At 69.3% G+C, this 22,158-nt stretch carries 18 protein-coding genes; 7 read left to right on the top strand and 11 right to left on the bottom strand.

What is annotated here, in order from left to right; all coding sequences use genetic code 11:
• Positions 1-14: 14 nt before the first annotated feature.
• The 4 genes from HR086_RS18075 to HR086_RS18060 form a co-directional block, all read right to left on the bottom strand.
• Positions 15-482, bottom strand: coding sequence for a nucleoside deaminase (locus HR086_RS18075; protein WP_174463142.1), 468 nt, complete (start codon positions 480-482; stop codon positions 15-17).
• Between the two features lie 151 nt (positions 483-633).
• Positions 634-1,455: a hypothetical protein gene (locus tag HR086_RS18070; RefSeq protein WP_174457668.1), complete on the bottom strand. Its 822-nt coding sequence runs from the start codon at positions 1,453-1,455 to the stop codon at positions 634-636.
• Positions 1,456-1,471: 16 nt separating this feature from the next.
• Positions 1,472-2,293 carry a hypothetical protein gene (locus HR086_RS18065; RefSeq protein WP_371817339.1) on the bottom strand — a complete coding sequence of 274 codons (822 nt, stop codon included), beginning with the start codon at positions 2,291-2,293 and terminating at the stop codon, positions 1,472-1,474.
• 42 nt (positions 2,294-2,335) lie between these two features.
• Positions 2,336-4,354 carry a serine/threonine-protein kinase gene (locus HR086_RS18060; RefSeq protein WP_174466235.1) on the bottom strand — a complete coding sequence of 673 codons (2,019 nt, stop codon included), beginning with the start codon at positions 4,352-4,354 and terminating at the stop codon, positions 2,336-2,338.
• Positions 4,355-4,516: 162 nt separating this feature from the next.
• Here HR086_RS18060 and HR086_RS18055 point away from each other — a divergent pair, with 162 nt between their 5' ends.
• Positions 4,517-5,194: a GNAT family N-acetyltransferase gene (locus HR086_RS18055; RefSeq protein ID WP_174463144.1), complete on the top strand. Its 678-nt coding sequence runs from the start codon at positions 4,517-4,519 to the stop codon at positions 5,192-5,194.
• A 1-nt stretch (position 5,195) separates the two neighbouring features.
• On the opposite strand, the gene HR086_RS18050 is transcribed toward HR086_RS18055, so the two are convergent.
• Positions 5,196-6,230 carry a hypothetical protein gene (locus HR086_RS18050; RefSeq protein ID WP_174466234.1) on the bottom strand — a complete coding sequence of 345 codons (1,035 nt, stop codon included), beginning with the start codon at positions 6,228-6,230 and terminating at the stop codon, positions 5,196-5,198.
• Positions 6,231-6,390: 160 nt separating this feature from the next.
• On the opposite strand from HR086_RS18050, the gene HR086_RS18045 reads away from it, so the two are divergent.
• Positions 6,391-7,839 (top strand): hypothetical protein, encoded by a 1,449-nt coding sequence (locus HR086_RS18045; protein WP_174466233.1) that lies wholly within the window; start codon positions 6,391-6,393, stop codon positions 7,837-7,839.
• 5 nt (positions 7,840-7,844) lie between these two features.
• Here the strand turns inward: HR086_RS18045 and HR086_RS18040 are convergent, their stop codons facing one another.
• The 4 genes from HR086_RS18040 to HR086_RS18025 form a co-directional block, all read right to left on the bottom strand.
• Positions 7,845-10,385 (bottom strand): hypothetical protein, encoded by a 2,541-nt coding sequence (locus HR086_RS18040; protein ID WP_174466232.1) that lies wholly within the window; start codon positions 10,383-10,385, stop codon positions 7,845-7,847.
• Between the two features lie 205 nt (positions 10,386-10,590).
• Positions 10,591-11,985 carry an ammonium transporter gene (locus HR086_RS18035; RefSeq protein ID WP_174466231.1) on the bottom strand — a complete coding sequence of 465 codons (1,395 nt, stop codon included), beginning with the start codon at positions 11,983-11,985 and terminating at the stop codon, positions 10,591-10,593.
• A gap of 150 nt (positions 11,986-12,135) precedes the next feature.
• Positions 12,136-12,420 (bottom strand): hypothetical protein, encoded by a 285-nt coding sequence (locus HR086_RS18030; RefSeq protein ID WP_174457661.1) that lies wholly within the window; start codon positions 12,418-12,420, stop codon positions 12,136-12,138.
• 150 nt (positions 12,421-12,570) lie between these two features.
• Positions 12,571-13,635, bottom strand: a complete 1,065-nt coding sequence (locus HR086_RS18025; RefSeq protein ID WP_174466230.1) for a UvrB/UvrC motif-containing protein — start codon at positions 13,633-13,635, stop codon at positions 12,571-12,573.
• A gap of 364 nt (positions 13,636-13,999) precedes the next feature.
• On the opposite strand from HR086_RS18025, the gene HR086_RS18020 reads away from it, so the two are divergent.
• Genes HR086_RS18020 through HR086_RS18010 form a run of 3 tightly spaced genes read left to right on the top strand, consistent with a single transcriptional unit; the run spans position 14,000 to position 18,954 of the window.
• The gene (locus tag HR086_RS18020) at positions 14,000-15,151 is read left to right on the top strand and encodes an efflux RND transporter periplasmic adaptor subunit (protein WP_174457659.1); all 1,152 of its coding nucleotides are present in this window, start codon (positions 14,000-14,002) and stop codon (positions 15,149-15,151) included.
• The gene (locus tag HR086_RS18015) at positions 15,148-18,270 is read left to right on the top strand and encodes an efflux RND transporter permease subunit (RefSeq protein WP_174466229.1); all 3,123 of its coding nucleotides are present in this window, start codon (positions 15,148-15,150) and stop codon (positions 18,268-18,270) included. The genes HR086_RS18020 and HR086_RS18015 overlap by 4 nt, the downstream gene beginning before the upstream one ends.
• 18 nt (positions 18,271-18,288) lie before the next feature.
• Positions 18,289-18,954, top strand: coding sequence for a TetR/AcrR family transcriptional regulator (locus HR086_RS18010; protein ID WP_141646748.1), 666 nt, complete (start codon positions 18,289-18,291; stop codon positions 18,952-18,954).
• Here HR086_RS18010 and HR086_RS18005 read toward each other — a convergent pair.
• Entirely contained in the window at positions 18,938-19,297 is a 360-nt protein-coding gene (locus tag HR086_RS18005) for a VOC family protein (protein ID WP_174466228.1), read from the bottom strand. The two genes, HR086_RS18010 and HR086_RS18005, sit on opposite strands and share 17 nt — an antisense overlap.
• Positions 19,294-19,902, bottom strand: a complete 609-nt coding sequence (gene gstA / locus HR086_RS18000; protein WP_174457655.1) for a glutathione transferase GstA — start codon at positions 19,900-19,902, stop codon at positions 19,294-19,296. The genes HR086_RS18005 and gstA overlap by 4 nt, the downstream gene beginning before the upstream one ends.
• Before the next feature lie 316 nt (positions 19,903-20,218).
• Between gstA and HR086_RS17995 the strand changes: the two genes are divergently transcribed.
• Both HR086_RS17995 and HR086_RS17990 read left to right on the top strand, forming a co-directional pair.
• Positions 20,219-21,061 (top strand): hypothetical protein, encoded by an 843-nt coding sequence (locus tag HR086_RS17995; protein ID WP_174466227.1) that lies wholly within the window; start codon positions 20,219-20,221, stop codon positions 21,059-21,061.
• A gap of 155 nt (positions 21,062-21,216) precedes the next feature.
• Entirely contained in the window at positions 21,217-22,038 is an 822-nt protein-coding gene (locus HR086_RS17990) for a TIGR02452 family protein (protein ID WP_174466226.1), read from the top strand.
• Positions 22,039-22,158: the final 120 nt, after the last annotated feature.

The raw sequence follows: 22,158 nt of genomic DNA, 5'->3' as shown, positions 1-22,158 counted from the left end.
GCACGGGCCCCGAGTCAGTCCCAGGCGCCCGCGTGGACGTCGCGCGCTTCCTTCAGGGGGATGGGGCCCTCCACCTCGGTGGGGCTGCTGCCCCGCTCGAAGACCTCCCGGCACGACATGGCGAGCCCGCCTCGGGATGTGCCCACCAGCTTCGCGAACTCCGCGGACGACAGGGAGAACACCACCCGGCGCACGCCACCCCAGAAGATGGCGCCCGCGCACATGGCACACGGCTCCGTGCTCGCGTACATCGTGCAACCCGCGAGGACCTCCGGCGTGAAGCGCTTCGTGGCGTCCCGCATCAGGTTGGACTCCGCGTGGCCCGTGCAGTCCCGCTGCGTCGCCACCGTGTTCTCGCCCTCCAGCAGCACCTGTCCCTGGGCGTCCACCAGCACCGCGCCGAAGGGCTGGTCCCCGCGCGCCCTGGCACGGCGTGCCGCTTCGATGGACTGCTGAAGGAATCGGGTTTCCTCGGGACGCATGGGCCAGCCTCCGGTTCGGGGCCGGCAACCTAACGACGCACCCGGGACCTCGCCACGGTTCCTCGGGGAGGACGGACGTCGGCTCCTCGACCCGCGCCGTGTGTCCCCGGGAAGCTGGGAGCGAATCCAGCCCCCGGGGCACGTTCAGCGGTTACTGGTCGTCGCAGGGGGTGCCCAGGCGAATGCCCTCGTACACACCCAGGTCGTTGTAGATGAGCGGCAGGTTCTCCTCGACGGGCACCTGGCGCAGCTCGAGCGACTTCTTCGTGTTCTCAATCCAGACGGACGTCTTCGCCTTGTCCAGCACCAGCCGGAGGTCGCCCTTCTTGGTGGAGAAGATTTCGCCTTCCGAGTCGGAGATGACGTTGGTCATCTTCTGCGGCTTGAGCGCGCCACGCGGGCCGATGAAGACGCGGTAGTTCTTCTGGTCCGTGGTGCGCGCGCCCTTGTCCACGAAGTAGTAGTTGCCCTTCGTGTCGCGCAGGAGCGCGTACGGCGCGAACTGCTGCGGGTTGGGGGCGTAGGCGGCCTTGCGCAGGATTTCCGCGCCCGGGACCGCCTCCATGAGGTTGAGGGGAATGTTCTTCTCGCCGCACCGCACGGCGCACGTCTTCGCCTTGCGGTCCAGCTCCACCTCGGAGACCACGCGCCAGTCCTGGCCACGGAAGCTGGGGTTGGCCGACTTGTTGAAGAAGCGGGGCTCCAGGAAGCTCGTCCCGGAGGTGAACGGCAGGGACGGCACCAGGAAGAAGGTCTTCCCGTCACCGTAGTAGAGCTGGTCTCCGCCGCGCTCCTCCTCGGGAGCCACGACGACGTAGTGCCCCTTGCCATCGGTGCAGATGGAAGTGGACTCCATGATCATCTTCTGGCCCAGGTTCTCCTCCTTGCCCCAGGGGGGCTGGAGGGTCTCGGATGCCAGGGACGCGCTACAGGCGAAGGACACCGCCACGGCGGCGATACGCTGGAAGTTCATCGCAGGGTCTCTTGGACTAAAGGTTCGTCTTGTAGAACTTCTTGGCGAACGTCTCCTGATTGGAGGCGTCCTTCGAGGTGGTCCAGATGAGGCGCTGGGCGTCGAACTTCGGCTCCAGGCTCGCCCCCAGGCGGCAGCTCACCTGCTTCACCTTCTCCTTCACGGTCTGCTTCGCGACGTTGGAGACGTCACACAGCTCCTTCAGGACGCTGAGCGAGGGCTCGCAGTAGCCGCTGATGCTCAGCTCCTTGAGCTGGTCGTCGGTGATGGTGCTCCAGTCGATGTTCGCCGCCACGGAGGTGCCACAGGACTTGTTCATGTCCTGGAGCACGGCGCCGTAGTCCTTGTCGTGGCGCGCCATCTCGCCCTTGCGGTCGAACGCCATCAGCTTCTCCAGCGTGCCGTCCTCCTGCTGCTTCTGGTGCTGCTTGTAGACCTCCTCGGACTTGAGGGCCTTGGTGCGCTTCTCGTCGAAGGAGACGCGAATCTCCTTGCCGCGCCCCGGCACGTACAGCTCGTAGTTCGAGTTGCGCATGTACAGCACGGTGTAGCCCCGGCCGCGCCACTGGGTGGTGTAGTTGTGCTGCTCGCTGCTGTTGGTGCTCCAGTCCTTGAGCTCGAACGGCAGCACCTTGCCGTCGATATCGGAGCCCGTGCCCTGCACGCGCAGGATGAACTTCTTGGACGAGCGCGGGGTGAGGGGGACGACGGCCACTTCCTCTCCCTCGGCGCCGGAATAGACCTTGCCGGCCTCGACGGGGGCCGCCGCGAGGCTGGAGGTAGCCCCCAGCAACAGCGTGGTGACGAATACCGCGACCAGGTTTCTCAAGCGATTCACCTCATGAGGCAGGGGCCCGTCCCATCCGGACGGCGCCATGTGTCAGAACTCGATGTCGTGCTGCTTGCAAAACTTCCGGACCCGGGGCTGCTCCGGCCGGGAGACCTTGGGCCACTGGGCCTTGGCGTTGCTCAAATCTCCCTGACGGCAGAAGGCCCGGGTGAGCAGCGAGTAGGACGCCAGTGGGATGACCTTGGGTTCCCGCCGCTGGCTGCTTCGTGCCAGACGAATGGCCTCCGCGGTGTCTCCCCCGTTTAAAGCACGCTCCCCATCCGCCAAAAGCTGCCGCAGCTCGTCAGACAGCTTTTCGGAAGGCTCGGGTCGGGTGGAAGGACGCGTGGAGGGGGGCGGATTCTTCGTCGCCACACCGGCCGGGTCGTCCGGAGGAGGGTTTTGCGGCGTCGGCGTGCCCGTCTGCGTCCCGTTGGGCGGAGGGGCCACCGGGGTGCCCGTGGTGCCCTGGGTGCCCGTGGCGACGACAGGCGGGGTGGCTGCCTGGGTCCCCGTGGCTGCCTGGGTGCCCGTGGCGACGGGCTGCACTGGCGGAGGCGTGGTGCCTCCGGTCTGCGTGGGCACCTGGGGCCGGGTCACCCACCAGCCGCCTCCGGCCACGGCGACGAGCGCGGCGACGATGAGCGCGGCCACCGGCGCACGGCTCTTCGGCGCCGGCGAGGGCTGCGCGGCCACGGAGTGGACCACGGCGGCGCTCGCGGGCTGCACGGCGCCGGGCTGCACGGTGGGGGACGGGGTGATGTAGCTCTGGGGCGCGACGGGCGGCGGCACGGACGGCGCCTGCTGGGAGATGAGCGTGGGGTCCAACCCCGGAGGGTCCATCAAGGGCGAGGCCTGAGGCGCCGAGGCATGGACGATGCCCATCTGCCCGGTGCCTCCCGAGGCGAAGGCCCCCGCCGGCGCCGAGGCATGGACGATGCCCATCTGCCCGGTGCCTCCCGAGGCGAAGGCTCCCGCGGGCGCGGCGGGCTGGACGACGCCCCTGCTCCCGGAGCTGCCCGGCGCCATCGTGTCCTCGAAGCCCATGCGGCCCGTGTCGGGGCCCTTGCGGACGCTGCCGGGCGCCAGCGTGTTGGACAGCGAGGGCGGGCCCTCGGAGGGCAGGGCGATGCCGGACGGTGAGCCGGTGGGACGGGGCTGCGAGGCGTGGGAGCCCGCGGCCGGGCTGAGCGTGTGCAGGGGGCTGCCGGTGAGGTCCTCCACGAACGAGGCGATGTCCGGGTAGCGGTCCTCGATGCGCTTGGACAGGGCCTTGTCCACCGCGGCGATGGCGTGGGCGGGGGCCTCCGGACACAGCGGGGCGAGCGGGGCCGCCGGCTCGTAGACGACGCGGAAGATCATCTGCGCGATGCCCCCCGCGCCGAAGGCGGGCGTGCCCGTCATCATCTCGTAGACGATGCAGCCCATCGCGAAGATGTCCGTGCGGGCGTCAATCTCGCGGTTCCTCCCCTGGGCCTGCTCGGGCGACATGTACTGCGGCGTGCCGATGAGCATCGCCTCCTGCGTCTGCACCGTGCCGGAGTCGAGGACCTTGGAGATGCCGAAGTCGAGCAGCTTGAGCCGCTCGCCCACCACGCCCCCGGAGTCGGTGGGTACGAGGAAGACGTTGGCGGGCTTCAAGTCACGGTGGACGATGCCCGCCCCGTGCGCGGCCTGGAGCGCGGAGCCCATCTGCCGCGTGAAGGAGTAGACGTCGTGCAGCGGCAGCCGTCCGCGCTCAAGCCGCGACTGGAGGCTCTCTCCGCGCAGGAACTCCAGCACCAGGAACGGCGTGCCGTCCTCCAGCGTGTCGTAGTCGAGCACCTCGACGATGTTGGGGTGGCCCAGCCGGGAGGCGATCTCCGCCTCGCGACGGAAGCGCGCGAAGATTTCGGCGGTGAGGTGGTCTCCACCGCGCAGCACCTTCACCGCGACCTGTTTGCCCGGAAGGCGCAGGTGCTGGGCCAGGTACACCGAGCCCATTCCTCCGCGCCCCAGGATGGACAGGACCTTGTAGGTGTTGCGCAGGACCGTATCGATGGAAAGGTCACCGTCGGACGGTCGATTCATGGGGCTGTGGCTCGCACGGGATTCTCAGGGGTGTTCCACCCCATTCCATCCTCCCACCCCACCATGAGGCAACCTTTCCGAGGCGGGATTCCGGACGGAGGCTGTCTTGAGCGGTGAGAACCCCTGGTGGCTTTCCGCCAGCCTGCTAAGGAAGCAGCCTGTATGACGAAAGTCGCGCCCCCCAAGGACTTGCTCGAGGTCCGCGTCCGCCGCATCCATCGCCGGGACCTCAACCGGACCTGGGAGTTCCTCAAGCTCGTCTTCCGCGACGTCAACCGCGAGACGGTGGAATACCAGCGCCCCCGCTCCAAGCGCCGCTTCATGGAGGTCTACACCTCCGAGTGGATAGAGCAGCTGCTCTATGAGGTCGACGGCGAAATCGTCGGCTATTCCGAGTGCGCCTTCGAGGCCACGGGCGACGACAACTGGGTGAACCCCCGCTGGTTCGAGAAGCGCGGCATGCGGCCCCTCTTCGTGGAGGAACTCGCGGTGCACCCGGAATACCAGGGGCGCGGAGTGGGCAGCTTCATGTTGGATCAGCTCCAGCATCTGGCCCGCACGCGCGGCTGTACCCACCTGGTGCTGGAGGTGGCGGAGAACAACGAGGCCGCGCTGGCGTGGTACCGGGCGAGGACGTTCTACAAGCTCGACGCCGCCATCTTCCTCGCGCAGAAGGTGCCGGGAGAGCCGGAGCTGCTGCCGCCGCGTCGCATCAAGCGCCGGACGAAGGCGACCGAGGGCGAGGCCACCTCTCCGAACACCGGCCCCATGCCGGAGACCCCCGCGGCGCGAGGTGGCGCGCGCAAGGGCCGCGCTCCCGCGGCGAAGAAGGGAAGCTGAGTCACGGCGACTTCGCGGGGGGCGTCAGCGTGCGACTGAAGAAGCGCACGGCGTCCTGGCTGAGTTCGCGGTGCAGCTTCACGCGGTCCACCCCCGGAGGGTCCACGCAAATCTCCGGGGTGTGCTTCGCCATCTCCGCCCGGCACGGCGCGAGGAACACGAAGTGCCCGGCCTTGGGCACCTGTGTGTACTCGGGCTGCTGGGGCAGCGCGTCGCGAACGCGGAGGGCCTGGGCGACCCCGTCGAGCACCTCGTCCTGCTCCGCCGCGTACAACCGGACGGGCACCTTCACGTCCTTGAGTCCGGCCTCGTCGAAGAAGACGCCCACGGGCGCCATGACGAAGAGGGAGCGGATGCGAGGCTCCCGCGTGCCGCCGCGCAGCTCGGGGCGGACCGCGCGCACCGCCTTCATCTCGGTGCACAGGACACTCCTGGCGTGCGCGGCGTCTTCGCAATAGGGCCCAAGCTTGCCGAAGTCCGGTGACGCGCCCCCGAGCAGGAGCACGGTGTAGCCGCCCAGCGAGAAGCCCATGGCGCCCACGCGTGATGGGTCCACGAGCGGGCCCATCACCGCGTCCGTGAGCACCGAGTCCAGGAGCGTGCGCACCTGCAACGCGCGTCCCAGGAACACCTCGTCCGTGCCCGAGCGGGCGCCGTCGTTGTGCGTGTTGCCCGCGTGGTCCAGTGACGCGACGACGAAGCCCTTGCGCGCGAGCGCCGAGGCCAGGTCGCTGTGTCCCCAGCGCGTGCCCATGTGGCCGTGCGAGATGAGCACCAGCGGATGACGTCCGGGGATGGGCGGCAGGTCCTTGCCCGCGTCGAGCTGGAGCAGGTCCACCGGGAAGGGCTTGGAGGCTTTCGTGGAGGGATAGAGCACCACGCCCCGCAGGGGCCCGCCGTTCACCGGGTCCTTCATGGCGAGCTCGCGGTAGCCCACGCCTCGGATGATGGACGCGGAGGCGGAGGCCGCCACGAGCAGGGTGGCGAGCGCGAAGGCCCTGGGAAGCGCGGTGCCAGGTCGTCCAGAAGTCTTCATGGCCCTCTTTTCGTCCGAGCCGGCATTCGATTGCACGGCCCCAGGGCGAAGGGGGCTGGACGACACGGGGTTGCGACTGGAGTCGCATGGGACGGACGGGGTGTGGACCTCATGCTCGCGCCCCTTGCCCCCCTTCGGGGGTGGACCGGGACAAGGGCTGATGAGGACGCCGTGGCGCGGATGGCTGCTGCTCGTGGCCTGGCTCGTCGCGGGGAGCGCGTGGGCCCAGGATGCGCACTACTGGACGCGTCAGTTCGGCAACCGGGCGTGGCTGCTTGGCGGCGCGCTGCTCGGAGACCCCGCGGACATCAGCGCCGTCTATTACAACCCCGGCGCCCTCGTGCTGGTGGGCACGCTGGAGCTGGAGCTGACGGGCAGCGTCTTCGAGTTCTCACGCCTGTCGCTCGTCAATGGCCTGGGGCCGGGCAAGGACCTGACGACTTCGCGCTTCGACGCGCTGCCCGCCTTCATCGCGGGTCCGCTGCGCTTCCACGGGCTGGGCCGCGCGCGCATGGGTTATGCGCTCCTCACCCGGCAGGGCTTCGAGACGCTGCTGACGCGGCGGGAGGACTTCACCGGCACCGACCTCGTCGGAGTTCAAGGCCTCTCGCAGTTGTCCTCCGACGTGCGGCTGGAGCACGGCGTGAAGGAGCTGTGGGCCGGCGTGAGCTGGGCGTATCCGCTGAGCAAGTCCCTGGGCGTGGGCATCACCCCGTTCCTCGCGGGCCTGCAGCAGCACGCGGACTTCCTGGCCATCTCCCAGGGGTCGGGCGCTGACGGGCGCGAGCTGCTCGCGACGGTGAGCCGCACCTATCGACTCCAGCACCTGCGCCTGCTGGCGAAAATCGGCGTGAGCTACCAGGAGGAGCGATGGGCGATGGGCCTGACGGTGACGACGCCCAGCCTCGGCATCTACGGCACGGGTGAGGTCGGGCTCGAGCGCGCGCTGAGTCAGCAGGGCCTGCCCCTGGAGGGGCCCGCGCGGGTCTCCAACTTCCAACCAGGCACGCCCGCGCGCTTTCGCAGTCCGCTGTCCGTGGGGCTCGGCGGCAGTCGGGTGCTCGGTGGCACCACGTTGCATGCGGCGGTGGAGGTCTTCGCGCGCGTGCCGGTGTTCCGCATCCTCGACAGCGACCCCATCCCCGTGGAGGGCCCCGAGCGCGTGCTGAGCAGCGACGTCTTCTACGGCCTGGAGCCGGTGGTCAACGCGGCGCTGGGCGCGGAGCACCGCGTGGGCGACAAGCTGCGCGTCTACCTGAGCGTCCACACGGACTTCAGCGCCGCCATCGACCTGCCCAACACCAGCACGCTGCTGGGGACGAGCGACCTGTACCACGTGGCCACAGGCGTCTACTTCCCCGTGCGGCACTCGCGCGTCACCGTGGGCACGGACCTGGCGTGGGGCCGTCAGACGACGCGGCGCTTCTCCGACCTGCTCGCGCTGACGGGCCTGCCGCCTCCGAGCGAGTCGCAGGCGATTCACGTCTTCCACGCCACGCTCGTCGTCGGCCTCACCCTGGGCCTCGGCGGTGGTGAGCGGGAAGAGGACGAGGCGCGACCCAGGTCGGACCTGGAGGTGCCCATGGTGGACGAGGGCGGGGCCCGGTAGCGCCGTCAGAAGCTCAGCGTGCCGAGCAGCTCGAAGGTGTTGCGGTAGACGTGCACGGGCTCGCTGACCGCGCCCTCCAGTGAGCCTGGCGTGGTGAGGTCCCGGATGCCCAGCTCGTGACGGGACAACACGTAGCCAGCGCGCAGGCCGCCATCGAGGCCGCGCAGCCCGGGGAAGAAGCCCCTCACGAGGATGACGTCCAGACCCGCGCCCAGGTGCAGCGTGTTGGGCCACAGGTTGCGGAAGAAGCCGGGCAGGCGAATCCAGTACGAGTTGGGATTGGCCATCCCCACGCCGTTGATGTTGCCTTCCTCCAGCCGATACCACGTCAGTCCGTAGCCGACCTTGACGTACGGCTGGAAGCCGCCGGGCAGGATGTTGTAGCGGATGCTGCCCGCGTACTCCCACAGGTTCAGTTTCGCGCGGAGTCGGAAGAGGGTCTCCTCGCCCGCGAGCGGCACGTCGATGCCCACGTCGCTGCGCGAATGCAGCAGCGTGTTCTCCGACGTGAAGCGGTCCCCCAGATAGAAGCTCACCTTCAGTGTGGGGGAGATGGCCGTGTCCACCACCGGCTGGATGAACCGGGACGACTGCTCACCGATGGTCGGGTCCAGCGCGAGCAACTGCGGCCCCCACTCGGCGAGCTGCCGGTCATTGAGCAGCAGCGCGGCGAAGTCCTCGTCGAGCAGCCCGATGCTGATGCCCGCCTCCACGCTCGCGCGTCGCCGGGGCAGTTGTTTCTGTGGCGTGTAGACGGGCTCGTGTTTCTCCACCAGCGCGCGGATGGGCAGGCCCACCACCCGGTAGAGGAAGTCGAACGGCGGCAGGCTGATGAGGATGGCCACCGGGCCGTTGAGGAAGCCCAGGTTGTTGGAGAAGTTGTCCTGCACGTCCAGGGGGAAGAACCAGGGCAGCTCTCCGGGCGCGTAGCGGATGAAGCCCGCGTTGGGCGCGGGCCGGTTCCAACCCTCGCTGAAGGCGGGGCCGGTGATGGACAGGTTGCCCATGTCCGAGTGCGCGACGATGCCCGCCAGTGGCGAGGCGGCGGAGGGGTAGCCCCAGCGCAGCGGCAGGATGAGCCAGGACCACTCGCGGCGCACCGACGGGTCGTCGATGGCCAGGTCGTAGACGCGCTCCCAGTCCGGCACCAGGTCGATGCGCTCCGCCATGTCGTAGCGCACCACGTCCTCGGGCAGCGGCCGCTTCGGGTCCGACAGGTACTCCTGGTGGTCGAAGTGCTTGGGCACCGCTTCCGTGGAACCCGCGGGGCCTACGTCCTTGAAGACGCCGGGCAGCGGATACGTGGCGTGTGACTCGCGAGCGTGCGGGCCGGGGGAGGCGAGCAGCTGCTCCAGGCCCTTCGAGTCCGCGCCGATGTACCCGATGGGGTGCGTGTTGATGCGGGTCTCCTTCTCGTCCGCCCAGACGTAGCTGCGCACCCGCGCCAGCAGCTTCTTCTCGCCGGGTCGGTCCTCGCCCCGCAGGTCCACCAGCTCCTCCCATTGCTTGCGCGGCAGGTACGCGTTGGGGCTCGCGAAGTCGAAGACCATGGAGTTGCGGTGGAAGAAGTACTCGGTGCGCTTGAGGACCAGGGGGTCCGGGCCGTCGGCGGCCCAGCCGCCCGCGAGGATGCGCCGCATCTCGTCCTCGGTGAGCGGGCGCTCCACGGCGGACAGCGGCGAGATGACGGCGCTCACGTGCTCCCAGTCGCCCTCGTGATTGTTGCCCCCGGCGTTGAAGGGATAGAAGAACCAGTACTGGATGAGCAGCTCGTAGCCGCGCAGGCCGTGCTTCGCGTCGCGCACCTCCGAGAGGAACGGATGCGCGTAGACCTTCTCCGTGCCCTGGTAGCGGCGCGCAATCTCATCCGGCGTGGGGCTCGCGTATGCCTCATGCCACGTCGAGGGGTCGAAGCCCGGGAAGTCGAAGTACATCACGGTGAAGGGCGCCTGCTCGGCGGCCACCGCGTCCTGTCGCAGGCGGGGAATGGTGGGGTGGTCCGGGTGGAACTCCCGCAGCAGCGCGATGAGGCGGCAGTCGTCGCGCGCATCCCGTCCGGACTGCTCCGTTTGGAGCGCGACTTCGGGCGCGCCGTCCTCGGGACAGGGATGGCCGAGTGAGGAGAAGTTGATGGAGTCGCTGCGCATCAACACCGAGCCCGGCTTCGCCAAATCCCACGTATCCAGGTTCAACAACAGGCCGCCGGGCAAATCTCGGAAGGCCTTGTGGTCCATGGGGAAGGTGTACGTGTTCTTCACCAGGATGGGCGCGAAGCGCACCGCCAGCGCCTGCAGCACCCGGAACCGGTTGTCGTCCATGCCGTCGCGCGGCGTCTCGTCGCGGTAGGACGGGTCCGCCGTGTCGCCGTAGAGCGAGAGCGCCTCGCTGGCCGTCGTCTGCCGGACGATGCGCGGGTAGGCCAGGGGCACGTAGCGGAAGTACTCCTCGCGCGTCGGCGGCTCGGAGGCCCGCGCGTCGCTCGGGTGCGTCAGCAGGCCCACGAGCAGCAGGGCCTGTGCGGCATGGACCGCGATACCGTGGCGCATGGTGTCCCCCCGGGACTCGCGGCGCAGTGCCTCACGTGGGCGCTCGCGATGAGGGGAGCCTAGGAGGCGCGCCCGCGCGCAATCCCCGGGGATGTGCCGGGAGCGTCGGACACCGTACGGATACCCGGGTGCGAAGGGGAGGCACTCACCCCCACGCACCCGGTGGTCAACAGTCGCGGCGCGTGGGCTCTCGCGCTTGCTCCGCTCAAGCGGGCAGCGGCTCCGTGGAGCCCTGCGTCGTCGCGGTCGCCGGAGGTGCGGACGGCGCTTCGCTGGTGGCGGCGCGCGGTGCGGGGGCGATGGTCGACTCGCCCATCGTCTCGCCGTGCTGGCTCAAATCCAGGCCCTGCTCCTCCGCCTCGCGGGTGACGCGCAGGGGCACGATGCGGTCCACCAGCTTGTAGAGCAGATAGGAGCCGATGAAGGAGAAGGCGGACACCAGCGCGAGCGCCAGCATGTGCATGAAGAACGTCTTCGTCTCGCCGTAGAGCAGCCCCACGTCCTTGGCCAGCACGCCGGTGAGCACCATGCCCACCACGCCGCCCAGGCCGTGGCAGGGGAAGACGTCCAGCGTGTCGTCGATGGACGTGCGGCTCTTGAGGTGCACCGCCGCGTTGCTCACGAAGCTTGCGACCAGGCCCACCATGATGCTCTGCCCCACGGTGATGAAGCCCGCGGCAGGCGTCACCGCGACCAGGCCCACCACCGCGCCCACGCACGCGCCCATGGCGCTCGGCTTGCGGCCGCGCAGCCAGTCAAAGGCAATCCAGCCCAGCATCGCCGCCGCGGACGCCGTGTTCGTGGTGGCGAAGGCCAGCGTCGCCAGCGACGAGGCCGACAGCGCCGAGCCCGCGTTGAAGCCGAACCAGCCGAACCACAACATGCCCGTGCCCAACATCACGAAGGGCAGGTTGGCTGGCGTGTGCGACGCGTTCTCCAGATGGACCTGCCGGCGGCCCAGCACCAGCGCGCCCGCCAGCGCCGCGAAGCCCGCGGACATGTGCACCACCGTGCCGCCCGCGAAGTCCAGCACTCCCCACTCGCGCAGGAAGCCCTTCGGGTGCCACGTCCAGTGCGCCAGCGGCGCGTAGATGACCAGCGTGAAGAGCACCATGAAGAGCACGTACGCCTTGAAGCGCACCCGCTCCGCGAAGGCGCCGGTGATGAGCGCCGGGGTGATGATGGCGAACTTAAGCTGGAACAGCGCGAACAGCATCAGGGGAATCGTGGGCGCCAGGTCCGGGTGCGTCTCTCCACCGACGCCGCTGAACATGAAGAAGGTGCGCGGGTCGCCGATGATGCCGTGGATGCTGTCGCCGAAGCAGAGGCTGAAGCCCACCACCACCCAGAGCAGGCTGATGACCGCCATGGCGATGTAGCTCTGCAGCAGCGTGGACACGACGTTCTTCAGCCGCACCATGCCGCCGTAGAAGAAGGACAGGCCCGGCGTCATCAACAGCACCAGCGCCGTCGCGGTGAGAATCCACGCCGTGTCCGCTGGGTTGATGGGCCCTCCTTGCTTCACCTGCGCCGCCGGCGTCACCAACATGCCCGCCACGCCCACTCCCACCAGCAGGGCCAGTGCCAACCACTTCTTCATCGCGTCACCCCAAGGAAGACTGACGCAATGCAGTATGGAGCCGGCGTGGGCCAGATTCAACGGCCTGGAGTCTTAAATCCCGTCGGATACAGCTAAAAATCGATAGAATTGGGCTTAAAATTCATGAATCTGGGTTGGGCGTAGGGTCATCTACTTCACGATGATGCGGCCACCCTTGATGTCCAGGTCCTCGCCGCCCTTGAGGACGACGTTGCCCCCGTCTGTCTGGATGGTGCAGGGCCTCGAGCCCTGGATGGTGACGGAGGCCGTCTGGCTCTTGCCGAACGAGACGGAGGTCTTCACGCCGCTGCACACCGCCGTCCAGGTGTAGTCGCGCGAGTCGCGGTTGTAATAGCGCACGGTGACGGCGGCCCATGCGGCCGACGACGCCAGCAGGCCGGCCACGAGGGTGGCTATCGAGAGCCTGGCTTTCATTGTCTCCCCCTTTGAAGGAAGTGGCGCAGTCATACCCGTTGGCCCTGACGCGCGCTCGTCACTCGAGGTGAGACATACCCGCCGAGGCGGCTGGCCTCGTCCCCGCGTGGAGTCCTACGCAGACATACGAACCGGGCGTGCGCGCCTGGCTCACGTGTGCGTCGGTGGCGCCTCGGTGGCCTGGTCGAACTCGTCGGGATGGAGGTGGAACCAGCGGGCGATGAGCATCACCTCCTGGGCTTCGTGGGCGCGCAGGCCGAGCGTCTCGGGCTCGGGGCGCTCGAAGATTTCCCGGACGCGGGCCTCCAGGGCTTCGCGCTCCTCGGGGGTTCGCGGCGCGGGCCGCTCGTCGCGCACGCTGCCCCGGCGCAGGACATAGACGCGGTCGTCTCCGGCGTGGCCCGGCACCGTGTACACGAAGGACAGCCGCTTCATCGTCCGGCCCAGGGAGACCATCCACTCGCGGAGGTTCTTCAGGCGCTCCGCGCGGTCTCTCAGCTCCGCGGCGTATTCGAATTGCAGGCGCCGGGCGGCCAGGGCCATGCGCTCGTGCAGCAGGGTGAGCGGGACGTCGGAGGTGCCTTCCAGGAAGGCCCGGGCCTGGGCGATGCGGGCGTCGTACTCGGCATGGGTGCAGCCGCCGGCACAGGGCGCGAGGCAGCGGGAGAGCTGGCCGCGCATGCACAGGGGCTCCTGCTTCAGCGGGAAGAGCTGGCCCTGGTTGGCCAGTCGCATCGGTGTGTCCGCCGCGCAGTCTCTCAGCTCGAGCAGGTCATTCACCGCGCGCACCACGTCGGAGACCGCGCCCTGGCCCTGGAAGGGGCCGTAGTAGTCGCCGCTCGCGCCGGTGACGCGCCCCACGACGTGCAGGCGGGGCACGGCCTCCTTGGTGAGGTGGAGGAAACAGTGTCCCCGGTCTCGCTTGTGCTCCACGTTGTAGAGGGGGCGGTGGAACTTGATGAGGCGCAGCTCGCGCAGCAGCGCGGCGAACTCGCTGGGCGTGTGCTCCCACTCCACCTGATGCGCGTGGGCGATGATGTCCGCCGCCTTGTCGCCGGGCTCCGCGCGAAAGTAGGAGAGCAGCCGCGAGCGCACCCGCACGGACTTGCCGACGTAGAGCACTTCGCCCGAGGGCCCCAACATCCGGTAGATGCCGGGCCGGTTCTCCGCGTTCGCGCGGACGTGTTCGAGGAGTGAGGCGACGCGGGAAGACATGTGCGGCGAAGGCCCGGCCCTGTGCGTGCCGGACGACATGTCACCGTACACCTCGGTGCGGGCCTCGCGCGGCCCTCGCCTCTTCCTTCCAGCGTGCTTGTCCGTGGGGCGGACGGCCTGGTCGCATGCGAAGGCGAGCAGGTGAGGAGGGGGTTGGTCGCGCCCGCGACGCGCCACACGCGAGGCCGCCGCTCGCCATGAGGGCACCCGTCCACGTCCAGACTTCGATGGAGGTTTATGAAGTTATGTGAACCACCTTGTCTCGTTTAGTTAACAGCGTTAAGTGATGGTCCTGTGTAAACCCGGCCTCGCGATGAGGAGGGGTGTCTGCCTGCCTCGATGAAGGCGGGAGGGAGTCGCCGTCATGGTGCGTGCCCCGTCGTTGACCCTGTCCGCCGCGTGGATGAGCGGCTTCGCCATCCTCGTCGTGGGGCTGTTGTCCCTGGTGGGGTGCTCGCGCCCGGCCACCGCCGCTCCGGGGCCTGCTTCCTCCGGTGAAGCGCCCGTCCAGGTGCGCTCCGTGCCCGTCGTGGCGGAGGAGGTCACCCGTCCGGTGCGCGCCAGCGGGGTGCTCGCCGCGAAGCAGGAGCTGCGGTTGTCCTTCAAGCTGGGTGGCATCGTCAGGCAGGTCGCCGTGGACGAGGGTCGGTCGGTGACGCGAGGGCAGGTGTTGGCCGCGTTGGACCCGTCGGAGATTGGCCCCCAGGTGGCCCAGGCTCGCGAGGCGAGGGACAAGGCGGCCCGAGACTTGGAGCGCGCGAAGCAACTTCACGAGGCCCAGGTGGCCACGCGCGCGCAGCTGCAAGACGCCACCACGGCCTTCGAGGTCGCCGACGCCGCCTGGAGCGCCGCGGCCTTCAACCAGCGACAGGCCACCCTCGTGGCGCCCTCGAACGGGCGCATCCTCCGGAGGCTGGTGGAGCCCGGTGAGGTGGTGTCCCCCGGCCAGGCCCTCTTCCAGTTCGCGAGCGCGGATGGCGGCTGGGTCGTCCGCGTGGGCCTGACGGACCGCGACGTCGTGCGCGTGCGGGAAGGGGACGCGGCGGAAGTATCGCTCGACGCCTACCCCGGCCGGACGTTCCAGGCGCGCGTCAGCGAGATTGCCAGCGCCGCCACGCCGGGCCTGGGCACGGCGGAGGTGGAGCTCGAGCTGCGACTCCCCAAGGAGGTTCCCGCACGTGTGGCCGGCGCCGACGAGCGAGGTGGCGCGGAGCCCTCCCCGCGACTGTTGTCAGGCCTCTCCGCGAAGGCGCGGGTCCTTCCGTCCGAGCGGCAGACGGTGCGCTTCATTCCCGTGGAGGCACTGCTGGAAGGGGACGGTGACGTGGCCAGCGTCTTCATCGTGAACCCGGATGGTCGGAGCGCGCGGCGCCAGCGCGTGAGGGTGGCCTTCCTCTCCTCCGAGGACGGCCGCGCGGCCCTGTCCGAGGGGCCCGACGTGGGCGCCCACGTCGTCACGGATGGCGTGGCCTTCCTCCGCGACGGCCAGGCGGTGGCGGTGGTGGAGGCGCGATGAAGCTCTCCACCGCGGCCGTGAAGAACCCGCAGCTCACCCTGGTGGTGTTCGCCATGCTGGTCGCGCTGGGCGTCTCCAGCGCGCTGTCCATTCCCCGCGCGGAGGACCCTGTCTTCCCGATGCCGGGCTTCACGCTCATCGCCGTGTACCCCGGTGCGAGCCCGTCGGACCTCGAGCAGCTCGTGGTGGACCCGCTCGAGGAGGCCTTCGAGGAACTCGATGACGTGAAGGAGGTGCGCAGCCAGATGGAGGACGGGCTGGCGCAGCTGGAAATCGAGTTCGAGTCCTCCACGGACCCGGATGACAAACACGCGGAGGTGCTGCGGCAGGTCACCGCCACGCGGCCCCAGCTTCCCTCGGGACTGGTGCGCCTGGAGGTCCTCCGTCACAGCGCGGCGAACGTGAGCGTGGTGCAGTTCGCCCTGGTGGGGCCTCATGTCTCCGCGCGGGAGCTGGAGCGGCACGCGGACGCCCTGGCGGACCGGTTGACGCATGTGTCCGGCGTGAAGAAGGCGGAGGTCTTCGCGGCGACGAAGCAGGAGGTGCGCGTGTCGGTGGACCCGGAGCGGCTGGCGCGCGTGGGCGTGTCGCTGGAGCGGGTGCTGCAAGCGCTCGGCGGCGCCAACCTCAATGTCCCCGCGGGCAGCGTGGACCTGGGCGCGCGGCGCTTCAACGTGAAGACGAGCAGCGAGTACACGTCGCTCGAACAGGTGCGCGCCACCGTGGTGTCCGGTGGCGAGGCGGGCGTGGTGCGCCTGCAGGACGTGGCGGAGGTGTCGTTTCGGGACCAGGACGCGGTGCACCTGGGCCGCTTCAACGGCGAGCGCGCTGTCTTCGTCGGCGTCACGCAGAAGGAAGGTGGCAATGTCTTCGCGGTGAGGGATGCGTCGCTGGCGGTCGCCCGCGAATGGGCCCGGGAGCTGCCGAAGGGTGTCCGGCTGGAGACGGGGTTCGACCAGTCGCTCCAGGTGGAGCGGCGGCTGGGCGGCTTCGCGATGGACTTCGCGCTGGCGCTGGCCCTGGTGCTGGTGACGCTTCTGCCCCTGGGCTTCCGGGCCAGCCTCATCGTCATGGTGTCCATTCCCCTGTCCCTGGCCCTGGGGCTCGCGGCGCTGCACCACGCGGGCTTCACGCTCAACCAGCTCTCCATCGTCGGCTTCGTCATCGCCCTGGGGCTCCTGGTGGATGACAGCATCGTGGTGGTGGAGAACATCGCCCGCTTCCTGCGTATGGGGCGCAGCCGGGTGCGGGCGGCCATCGAGGGCACGTCGCAGATTGGCCTCGCCGTGCTGGGCTGCACCGCCACGCTGGTGTTGTCCTTCGTTCCGCTGCTGTTCCTGCCCGGCACGTCCGGTCAGTTCATCCGCAGCCTGCCCATGGCGGTGGTGTTCACCATCCTCGCCTCGCTGCTGGTGTCGCTCACGGTGATTCCGCTCCTGGCCAGCCTCTTCCTCTCGGAGGGCGAGCACCCGGAGGGCAACCGCGTGCTGCGCTTCTTCCACCACTTCATCGAGCGCAGCTACCGCCCGCTGCTGCACCGCGCGCTGGCGCGGCCGGTGGTGACGGTGGTGGTGGCCGCGGCGCTCTTCGTGGGCAGCCTGGCGCTGGTGCCGGTGGTGGGCTTCAGCCTCTTTCCGAAGGCCGGCACGCCCATGTTCTACGTGAAGGTGGAGACGCCCGAGGGCGCCAGCCTCCCGGAGACGGACCGGGCCGTGCGCTTCGTCGAGGACGCCCTGCGCCGCCGGCCGGAGGTCGTCTCCGTCTCCGCCAACGCGGGGCGGGGCCATCCGTCCGTCTACTACAATGTCCAGCCGAGCGCGGAGCGGCCCAACGTGGGCGAGCTCTTCGTCCAGCTCCAGGACTACGACTCGGAGACGACGCCCGCGCTGCTCGACGGCCTGCGCGCGGAGCTGTCCGCGTACCCCGGCGCGCGCATCGAGGTGCGCGAGTTCGAGCAGGGGCCTCCCATCGAAGCGCCCGTGGCGGTGCGACTGGTGGGGCCGGAGCTGGAGACGCTGCGCACGCTGGCCGCGCGGACCCAGCAGGTGCTGGAGACGACGCCGGGCACCCTCTACGTGAAGAACCCGGTGCAGACGCGTCGCACGGACCTCCAGGTGGAGGTGGACCGGGAGAAGGCGGGGCAACTGGGCGTGCCCGCGGCGGAGGTGGCGCGCGCGGTGCGCTTCGGGCTCGCGGGTCTGCCGGCGGGCACCTTCCGCGACGAGGCGGGCGAGGACCATCCCATCCTCGTCCGGATGCCGCTGGAGTCCGGCGCCTGGCCGGCATTGGGCGCGCTGGAGCGCCTGCATGTGGCCAGTGTCACTGGCGCGCAGGTGCCGCTCATGCAGGTGTCCCAGGTGCGCCTGGAGGCCAGCCCCAACCGCGTCACCCACCACGACGGCGAGCGCTCCGTCACCGTCTCCGCCAGCGTGGCCACCGGCTACATCAACGACAACGTCATCCAGGACGTGCTGCGCCGGCTGGACGCGGAGGTGAAGCCGCCGCCGGGCTACCGTCTGGAAGCGGCCGGAGAGCTGGAGAGCCGCCAGGAGAGCTTCGACGGCGTGTCCGCGGCCGGCATCATCGCGGCCTTCGGTGTGCTGGCGGTGCTGGTGCTGGAGTTCCGCACGTTCCGCAGCACGCTCATCGTCGCGTCGGTGATTCCGCTGGGACTGGTGGGAGGCATCCTCGCGCTGTTCCTCACCGGCAACACGCTGTCGTTCACCGCCTCCATCGGCTTCATCGCCCTGGTGGGCATCGAGGTGAAGAACAGCATCCTCCTGGTGGACTTCACCAACCAGTTGCGCGCGCGGGGCCTGTCCGTGGACGAGGCCATCGAGCAGGCGGGCGAGACGCGCTTCCTGCCCATCCTGCTCACCACGCTGACGGCCCTGGGGGGCCTGCTGCCCCTGGCGCTGGAGCACAGCAGCCTCTACTCACCCCTGGCGTGGGTCATCATCGGTGGGCTGATTTCCTCCACCGTCCTCACCCGGGTGGTGACGCCGGTGGTGTACAAGTTGCTGGCCCCGGAGGTGGAGCGGGAGGGCGAGGCACCGGCCAGCGAGGGGCCAGCGTCCCCGCTGCCCGGCTCCGTCGCATCGGCCGGTGGCGCGGCATAGCGGCACTCGAGAGGCACCATGGGCATCAAGGAGCGACGAGAGCGGGAGAAGCAGGCGACGCGGCAGCGCATCCTGGATGCGGCGCGCGAGCTCTACGTCCAGGAGGGCTACGAGGCGATGACGATGCGGCGCGTCGCCGAGAAAATCGAGTACAGCGCCACCGCCATCTACGTGCACTTCAAGGACAAGGCCGCGCTCATCCAGGAGCTGTGCGCCCATGACTTCCTGCGCTTCGCGGAGGTGCTCAACAAGGTCGCCAAGGTGAAGGACCCGGTGGAGCGCCTGCGGAAGATGGGGCGGGCGTACATCGACTTCGCCCAGGAGTACCCCACCACCTACCGCCTGCTCTTCATGGAGCGCCGCCCGGCCGAAGTGGGGACCACGGGGCCGGACGGCCCGGAGCAGGGCAACCCCGAGCAAGATGCCTATGCCTTCCTGCGCCAGTCCGTGCAGGAGGCGAAGGACGCGGACTGCTTCAGGCCCGAGCACCAGGACGTGGAGCTGGTGAGCCAGGCGCTCTGGGGCGGCCTGCATGGCCTCGTCGCGCTGCACCTGGTGATGGGACCCGAGGACAAGTGGATCGACATGCGTCCACTGATGCGCACCGCGACCCTGATGATGGACCTGCTCCTGGAGGGCCTCTGCAAACCCTCCAGGTCAGGCGGCGCTACGCGGGCTCGATGAAGTTGAGCCGGTAGCCGTCCGGGTCGGTGACGATGACCTCCCGGGTGTGCCACGGCTGGATGGCGGGGCCCTCCACCACGGCCCCCTGCGCCTGCGCCCGCAGGAGCAGCTCGTCCAGGCCGCTGGGACCCTCGACGCGGAAGCCCACGAGCACGCCCAGTCCCCGCCGGCCTTCCAACTGCAACTGCGTCGGAGGCGCGACGAGGTAGACGTCCACCGCGCCCGCCCATTGGAGGCGGACGAAGGGCGGCTCTGCTTGGGTGCGCTCGAAGCCGAGCGCCTCGTAGAACGCCAGGGAGCGCGTCAGGTCCGAGACGAGCAGCTTGACGAAGGCCGGAATCACTTCTTGAGGCCTTCGGCGGCCAGCGCCGCCTGCACGTGGGGACGCTCGGCGACGCGCGCGTGGTAGGCCTTCACCGCGGGGAACGCCTCCAGGTCCACCTGCATGGGCTTCGCCCAGTTCAGCACGGTGAAGAGGTACGCATCCGCGACGGTGAACTGCTCACCCATGAGGAACGTGTTCTTCGACAGGACCTCGTCCAGCGTCTTGAAGCGCACCGCGAGCCGGTCCTTGTAGATCTTCTTCCCCTCGTCCGGAAACGCCGGGTTGAAGAGGGGGCTGAAGGCCTTGTGAATCTCGGTGGAGATGAAGTTGAGCAGCTCCTGGAGCTTGTAGCGCTCGATGGAGCCGTTGGCGGGGGCCAGCTTCGCCTCGGGCGCCTGGTCCGCGATGTACTGGACGATGGCGGGCCCTTCCGTCAGCACCGTGCCGTTGTCGAGCTGGAGCGCGGGGACATAGCCCTTGGTGTTGACGGCGAAGTAGTCCGCGCCGGTCTCCGTCTTCTTGCCGCGCAGGTCGACCTTCTCGAGGTCGAACTTCAGGCCCGCCTCACGCAGGGCGATGTGCGGGGACAGGGAGCAGGCACCGGACGAGTAGTAGAGCTTCATGGGAGCGCATTCCTCACGTGGGGGGTTCGAGGCGCGCAGTTCTGCACCTTCCCGGGAGGGGATGCCACCGTTTCGATGCGGGGCACCGGGTGGTGCCGGGCAGGCGGGCGGGTGGACGGCACGTGGCGCGGGCCGCGCTCCTGGGTCCGCCGGGCCCCGCTGCCGGGGGCGCGCTCGGAGTGGTAGTTGTTTCGCTCGGAGGTTGGCGCCGGCCCGGGGAGCCCGCCACGCCTCCTTACCCCCAGAGCGAGCCCCGGCCCCGCGGGGCGCTCCGTCAGACATGACCGGGCCTCGCGCCCGAACCTGGAAGGACCCTATGCGTTTCAAAGTCACTCTGTTGCTGCCCATCGCGTTGCTGGCGTGGGGCGTGATGCCGGCGTGCTCCGGTGATGACGATGACAAGCCCGGCGATGATGGTGGCTCCAATCCCACCGACTCGGGCACCGACGCCGGTAGCCACCCGGGCGACGGCGGCACGGGCAACGCGTCCTGCCCCACCGGCGCCATCCTCTGCGAGACGTTCGAGAACGGCTCCGCGGGTTGGGATGTCGGCCGCGAGCACTCCACCATCGAGGCGGACGGCACGAAGCCTCACACCGGCGCGCGCTCGCTGCACATCGTGACGGAGGACGGCATCGACGAGAAGCAGGGCGAGGGTGAGGCGATTGCCCGCTGGATGAAGAGCATCCCCCCGTTCGAGACGCAGCTCTTCGTGCGCGCGCACGTGTTCATGAACGCCTTCCCTGGCGACCAGGGGCAGATGGGCACCTACTTCGTCCTCTTCTCCGACACGAACTCGGACTTCGGCGGCATCGAGCTGCAGGTCATCCGAGACACGGGGTTCGCGCTCGATGACTGGTCCGCGAGGACGGGGCAGGGCTGGAATCGTCAGGGCCCGCCCGTCAACCTGGGCATGTCCACCGGCCGCTGGGTCTGCCTGGAGTGGGAGGTGCGCCGCCCCACCGCGTCGAGCACCCACGGCAACGCGCGAGTCTACGTGGACGGCGCGCTGGCCCACGATTTCACCGACATCGGCATGCGGCCCTTCAACAACTTCTGGGTGGGCTACGGCTTCGTGCATCCCCAGGGGCCGTCGGCCTCCGAGACGTGGGTCGACAACCTGGTGGTCAGCCGCACCCAGCGCGTCGGCTGCGAGTAGCACCCCGCCTCACCGCCGGCCCTGTCTCGCCCCGGGGCCGGCGGCTCGTTCCTCCCCGTCGCGCGACACCTGTCAGGACGGGCTGATAGAGTTCGTGTGTATTCTACACGAAGTCTCGCCGCCTTTTCGCGGCGGAGGTCTGTCAGGAGCGGGTCATGTCGTTGAAGGAGCTGGCGCGGCAAACGGTGCGAATCGCGGAGCTGGGGACGTATGAGGCGCCCTCGGGGCGGAGCGTCTCGCTGGGGAACCTGGTGGCGCGTGCCGTGAGCGGGACGTTGCTGTACCGGCCCGACGACTTCGGGCGACTCCCTCCCTTCGAGCCGGGCCTTGCGCGTCCGGAGCTTCATGTCGAAGTCACGGGCGAGAAGACGGGGCAGGCCGCTCGGCGGTTGGTGGAGGAGGAAGGAGAGACGCGGGTCGCCGCGCTCAACTTCGCCTCCGCGAAGAACCCGGGCGGCGGCTTCCTGGGCGGCGCGAAGGCGCAGGAGGAGGACCTGGCGCGCTGCTCGGCGCTCTATCCGTGTCTGCTCGCGCAGCGGGGCTACTACGACGCGAATCGCGCCGAGCGCTCGATGCTGTACACCGACCACCTCATCTACTCGCCGGACGTGCCGTTCTTCCGGGGCGACTCGCTGGAGCTGCTGGAGCGGCCCTTCTGCCTCTCCGTGCTCACCGCGCCCGCGCCCAATGCCGGTGAGGCGCTTCGGGTGGACGTGGGCCTGCGGCCTCAAATCCACGAGGTGCTGCGCGCGCGGGCGCTGAAGGTGCTCCAGGTGGCGGCGCACCAGGGCCATGAGGTCCTCGTCCTGGGAGCATGGGGCTGCGGCGTCTTCCGCAACGAGCCGGTGGAGGTCGCCAACGCCTTCTCGCTCGCCCTGGCGGCCCTGCCCGGCGCCTTCAGGCGCGTGGTGTTCGCGGTGTACGAGCGGAGCGGTGACGGGCCCAACCCGCGCGCCTTCCGCGAGCACTTCGCGTGACGTGGCGTCGGGGGGGCGGGGCGTCGGATTTAACTCGGTTTAATTCCACCTCCGCCCCGGTTTGGACGACAACTCCCCAAGCATTCACTTCAGGGGGAAGTCGATGACAGGGGATTGGGG

This window comes from Myxococcus sp. CA039A (genome assembly GCF_013336645.1).
GTDB lineage: Bacteria > Myxococcota > Myxococcia > Myxococcales > Myxococcaceae > Myxococcus > Myxococcus llanfairpwllgwyngyllgogerychwyrndrobwllllantysiliogogogochensis.
Note: the sequence above shows the minus strand (reverse complement) of the source record. Positions and strands in the feature narration are given on the sequence as shown.

Coding starts and splice junctions, on each gene's coding strand:
- HR086_RS18010 (WP_141646748.1), top strand. CDS start 18,289: ATGGGCATCAAGGAGCGACGAGAGCGGGAGAAGCAGGCGACGCGGCAG.
- HR086_RS18020 (WP_174457659.1), top strand. CDS start 14,000: ATGGTGCGTGCCCCGTCGTTGACCCTGTCCGCCGCGTGGATGAGCGGC.
- HR086_RS18045 (WP_174466233.1), top strand. CDS start 6,391: ATGAGGACGCCGTGGCGCGGATGGCTGCTGCTCGTGGCCTGGCTCGTC.
- HR086_RS17990 (WP_174466226.1), top strand. CDS start 21,217: ATGTCGTTGAAGGAGCTGGCGCGGCAAACGGTGCGAATCGCGGAGCTG.
- HR086_RS18055 (WP_174463144.1), top strand. CDS start 4,517: ATGACGAAAGTCGCGCCCCCCAAGGACTTGCTCGAGGTCCGCGTCCGC.
- HR086_RS18070 (WP_174457668.1), bottom strand. CDS start 1,455: ATGAACTTCCAGCGTATCGCCGCCGTGGCGGTGTCCTTCGCCTGTAGC.
- HR086_RS18025 (WP_174466230.1), bottom strand. CDS start 13,635: ATGTCTTCCCGCGTCGCCTCACTCCTCGAACACGTCCGCGCGAACGCG.
- gstA (WP_174457655.1), bottom strand. CDS start 19,902: ATGAAGCTCTACTACTCGTCCGGTGCCTGCTCCCTGTCCCCGCACATC.
- HR086_RS18040 (WP_174466232.1), bottom strand. CDS start 10,385: ATGCGCCACGGTATCGCGGTCCATGCCGCACAGGCCCTGCTGCTCGTG.
- HR086_RS18060 (WP_174466235.1), bottom strand. CDS start 4,354: ATGAATCGACCGTCCGACGGTGACCTTTCCATCGATACGGTCCTGCGC.
- HR086_RS18015 (WP_174466229.1), top strand. CDS start 15,148: ATGAAGCTCTCCACCGCGGCCGTGAAGAACCCGCAGCTCACCCTGGTG.
- HR086_RS18075 (WP_174463142.1), bottom strand. CDS start 482: ATGCGTCCCGAGGAAACCCGATTCCTTCAGCAGTCCATCGAAGCGGCA.
- HR086_RS18050 (WP_174466234.1), bottom strand. CDS start 6,230: ATGAAGACTTCTGGACGACCTGGCACCGCGCTTCCCAGGGCCTTCGCG.
- HR086_RS18030 (WP_174457661.1), bottom strand. CDS start 12,420: ATGAAAGCCAGGCTCTCGATAGCCACCCTCGTGGCCGGCCTGCTGGCG.
- HR086_RS17995 (WP_174466227.1), top strand. CDS start 20,219: ATGCGTTTCAAAGTCACTCTGTTGCTGCCCATCGCGTTGCTGGCGTGG.
- HR086_RS18035 (WP_174466231.1), bottom strand. CDS start 11,985: ATGAAGAAGTGGTTGGCACTGGCCCTGCTGGTGGGAGTGGGCGTGGCG.